We start from the raw sequence: 4,215 nt of genomic DNA on the forward strand, positions 1-4,215 counted from the left end.
GGCACGGGTGGGCGCAGCGGCACCCCGCTCCGGCTGCGGGCCCACCCGGCCTCGGCAGCGACGCCGGGGTGCTTACAGGCGTCCCAGGACCTGGGCGAGCAGTGAGCCCATGCGCGTTGCCGAATCCCGGCCGGCCTGGAGGACCTCCTCGTGGTTGAGGGGCTCTCCCGTCATGCCGGCCGCCAGGTTGGTCACCAGGGAGATGCCCAGAACCTCCGCACCCGCCTCACGCGCGGCGATCGCCTCCAGGACCGTCGACATGCCCACCAGGTCCGCACCGATGACCCGGGCCATACGGATCTCCGCCGGAGTCTCGTAGTGCGGGCCGGGGAACTGGGCGTAGACGCCCTCCTCCAGCGTGGGGTCGACCTCCTTGCACAGGGCCCGCAGGCGCGGGGAGTAGAGGTCGGTGAGGTCGACGAAGTTGGCGCCGATGATGGGGGAGGTGGCGGTGAGGTTGATGTGGTCGCTGATCAGGACCGGCTGGCCCGGGCGCATGCCCTCGCGCAGGCCGCCGCAGCCGTTCGTGAGGACGATCGTCTTGCAGCCGGCCGCCACGGCGGTACGGACGCCGTGGGCTACGGCCGCCACGCCCCGGCCCTCGTAGTAGTGCGTACGGCCGAGGAAGACCAGGGCGCGCTTGTTGCCGATCCGGTACGAGCGGATCTTGCCGCCGTGGCCCTCGACCGCGGGGGGCGGGAAGCCGGGCAGCTCCGTGACCTGGAGCTCGGCCTCGGGAGCGCCGAGGGCGTCCACGGCCGGAGCCCAGCCGGAGCCCATCACGAGGGCGACGTCGTGGGTCTCGGCGCCCGTGAGTTCGCGCAGGCGGGCCGCGGCGGCGTCGGCGGCGGCGTGGGGGTCGCCCTGGATGTCGTCCGGAAGAAGAGATGCGTTCACGCCGACGAGGGTAGCCGGTGATTGCCTACGCGCGTAGATGGCAGAGCTCACGGGGTGATGATCGTTGTCTTGTCGTTTCCGACGAAGCGGGCTCAGCAGGGGCGCTTGCGGAGTTCCATCACGTAGTCGTGCGGGGCGCCGGCCGACTCGGCCGCGTCGGCGATCTCACCCAGGTAGCGGGCCGACGGCAGGCCGCCCTCGTAGGCGTTGAGGGTGAAGGCCCACGCCTGCTCGTCACCCTCCAGGGTGTGCACCCGTACGCGTGTGCGGCGGTAGATGTCCAACCCCACGCCCTCCCAGCGGTCGAGTGACTCCTCGTCCATGGGGGCGATGTCGTACAGCGCGACGAAGACCTGGGAGACGGGGTCCTCGACGATCGTCGGCAGGGCGCCCTCCCAGCCCATGTGCTCGCCGCCGAACGTCAGTCGCCACCCGTTCAGCCAGCCGGTGGCGCGCAGCGGCGAGTGCGGGGCGCGGCGGGACATCAGCCGCGCGTCGAGGTTGCCGGCGTACGCGGCGTAGAGCGACATGGGGAGAGGGTACGGCAGGTGCCCCGGAGTCACTCGCGTAACGGTGCCGCATCGGGCGGGCCCCGGGGCGGTGCCGGGTTGAGGGGTGCGGGACAATGGAGTACGTGACTCGGATCGTGATCATCGGTGGCGGACCCGGCGGATACGAAGCGGCGCTGGTCGCCGCACAACTCGGTGCGGAGGTGACCGTCGTCGACTGCGACGGTCTGGGCGGGGCGTCGGTGCTGACCGACTGCGTGCCGTCCAAGACCCTGATCGCCACGGCCGAGGTGATGACCACCTTCGACTCGTCGTACGAGGAGCTGGGGATCATCGTCGCGGACGACACCCCGCCCCTGGAGCAGAGCGCCCGGGTGGTGGGGGTCGACCTGGGGAAGGTCAACCGGCGTGTGAAGCGGCTCGCGCTCGCCCAGTCGCACGACATCACGGCCTCCGTGACGCGTGCCGGGGCGCGTGTCCTGCGCGGGCGCGGGCGGCTGGAGGGCATGCAGGCGCTCGACGGGTCGCGCAAGGTCGTGGTGCGCGCCGCCGACGGGAGTGAGGAGACGCTCACGGCTGACGCGGTGCTCATCGCCACCGGCGGGCATCCCCGTGAGCTGCCCGACGCCCTGCCGGACGGTGAGCGGATCCTGAACTGGACGCAGGTGTACGACCTCAACGAGCTCCCCGAGGAGCTCATCGTGGTCGGGTCGGGTGTGACCGGTGCCGAGTTCGCCGGCGCCTACCAGGCCCTCGGTTCGAGGGTGACGCTCGTGTCGTCGCGGGACCGCGTGCTGCCGGGCGAGGACCCGGACGCGGCCGCCGTGCTGGAGGACGTCTTCCGGCGGCGCGGCATGAACGTCATGGGACGCTCCAGGGCGCAGTCCGCCAAGCGGGTGGGGGACCGGGTCGAGGTGACTCTCTCCGACGGGCGGGTCATCACCGGGTCGCACTGCCTCATGGCCGTCGGTGCCGTGCCCAACAGCGCGGGCATGGGGCTGGAGGACGCCGGGGTCAGGCTGCGCGAGTCGGGTCACATCTGGACCGACAAGGTGTCGCGTACGACCGCTCCCGGCGTGTACGCGGCCGGTGACGTGACGGGCGTGTTCGCCCTCGCCTCCGTGGCCGCCATGCAGGGACGCATCGCCATGTACCACTTCCTGGGCGATGCCGTGGCCCCGCTGAACCTGAAGACCGTCTCGTCGAACGTCTTCACCGACCCGGAGATCGCCACCGTCGGCTACACCCAGGCCGACGTCGACGGCGGGAAGATCGACGCCCGGGTCGTGAAGCTGCCGCTGCTGCGCAACCCGCGCGCGAAGATGCAGGGCATCCGCGACGGCTTCGTCAAGATCTTCTGCCGGCCGGGGACCGGGATCGTGGTCGGTGGTGTGGTCGTGGCGCCGCGTGCCTCGGAACTGATCCACCCCATCTCGATCGCGGTCGACAACAATCTGACAGTCGAACAGATTGCGAACGCCTTCACCGTCTACCCCTCGCTGTCGGGCTCGATCGCCGAGGTGGCACGGCAGTTGCACACCCGCAAGGAGACCGGCGAGAGCTGAGACCGGATCCGGATCCTCGCTGGTCACGGGGAGTGCTCGACCATTCGTACGGCATAGGCGGCGGGACTAGGCGCTATACCACTTCCCGCTGCTCCGTGCGAACATCTTCTGCTATTCAGCGCAAACTGCTGAAAGCAGACGGTCGCTGGCGTTACTGTCAGTTTCGTGTTCGCTGCAGAACGTCGCCAATTGATCCTCGAAATGGTGCGAGCGAACGGGGCCGTGTCGCTCCGTGAGCTCGCCCGCGTCGTCCAGACCTCCGAAGTGACCGTACGGCGGGACGTGCGCGCGCTGGAGGCAGAAGGACTCCTCGACCGCCGGCACGGCGGTGCGGTACTGCCGGGCGGTTTCACGCGGGAGTCCGGCTTTCCGCAGAAGTCTCATCTCGCGACCGCCGAGAAGACCGCCATCGCCGACCTCGCCGCGAATCTCGTGGAGGAGGGCGAGGCGATCGTGGTCGGGGCGGGTACGACGACCCAGGAGCTGGCCCGTCGGCTCGCCCGGGTGCCCGGGCTGACCGTCGTCACCAACTCACTGCTGGTCGCACAGGCGCTGGCCCATGCCAACCGGGTCGAGGTCGTGATGACCGGCGGTACGCTCCGCGGCTCGAACTACGCCCTGGTCGGCAGCGGTGCCGAGCAGTCCCTGCACGGGCTGCGGGTGTCGCGGGCGTTCCTGTCCGGGAGCGGCCTGACCGCGGAGCGCGGGCTGTCCACGTCCAACATGCTGTCGGCGTCGGTCGACCGGGCGTTGGTGCAGGCCGCCGCGGAGGTGGTGGTCCTCGCGGACCACACCAAGCTCGGGACGGACACGATGTTCCAGACCGTGCCGACGGATCTCATCACCCGCCTCGTGACGGACGAGCCGCCCGCCCACGACGACCGTGCGGCGACGGAGCTTCAGGCGCTTGCCGATCAGGGAGTGCAGATCGCTGTCGCGGGGGCGCCGGGGGGTTCGGCCGGGGCGGGAGGCCCCGGGGGTGATGCCGTGCCGGCGCGTCAGCAGCGTCGGGATGTGCCGTTGCCCGGGCCTCGGCGGCAGGTGCCGGGGGGTGGTGGGGGTGGGTTGCGGTCCACCTCGATGCTGAGTGAGCAGGGCCAGGGGACGGAGCGGGCCAGGGTCGCGGACCTGCGGCGGCGTTGAGAGCGCCGGGCGTCGGTCCAACTGCTGTCGGTCGTCAGGTACCCGGCGCTCGTGCTGGGGCGGGGTGGGTCCGCAGCCCGGCGGAACGGGGTGCCTCCCCC

Annotated in this window: 4 protein-coding genes; 2 read left to right on the forward strand and 2 right to left on the reverse strand. The window is 71.0% G+C overall.

Translation table 11 applies throughout. From position 1 onward, the window contains the following. Positions 1–72: 72 nt before the first annotated feature. Both GTY47_RS31325 and GTY47_RS31330 read right to left on the reverse strand, forming a co-directional pair. A complete protein-coding gene (locus GTY47_RS31325) occupies positions 73–897 on the reverse strand; it encodes a purine-nucleoside phosphorylase (RefSeq protein WP_010045591.1) in 825 nt (274 codons plus the stop codon). A 92-nt stretch (positions 898–989) separates the two neighbouring features. Beyond that, positions 990–1,427, reverse strand: a complete 438-nt coding sequence (locus tag GTY47_RS31330; RefSeq protein WP_010045592.1) for a gamma-glutamylcyclotransferase — start codon at positions 1,425–1,427, stop codon at positions 990–992. Positions 1,428–1,522: 95 nt separating this feature from the next. Between GTY47_RS31330 and GTY47_RS31335 the strand changes: the two genes are divergently transcribed. Further along, positions 1,523–2,971 carry an NAD(P)H-quinone dehydrogenase gene (locus tag GTY47_RS31335; RefSeq protein ID WP_010045593.1) on the forward strand — a complete coding sequence of 483 codons (1,449 nt, stop codon included), beginning with the start codon at positions 1,523–1,525 and terminating at the stop codon, positions 2,969–2,971. Between the two features lie 165 nt (positions 2,972–3,136). Then, positions 3,137–4,114, forward strand: coding sequence for a DeoR/GlpR family DNA-binding transcription regulator (locus GTY47_RS31340; RefSeq protein ID WP_078602941.1), 978 nt, complete (start codon positions 3,137–3,139; stop codon positions 4,112–4,114). The last annotated feature ends 101 nt before the right edge of the window (positions 4,115–4,215 follow it).

It is taken from the genome of Streptomyces sp. SID5464 (assembly GCF_009862985.1).
Lineage (GTDB): Bacteria > Actinomycetota > Actinomycetes > Streptomycetales > Streptomycetaceae > Streptomyces > Streptomyces chartreusis_D.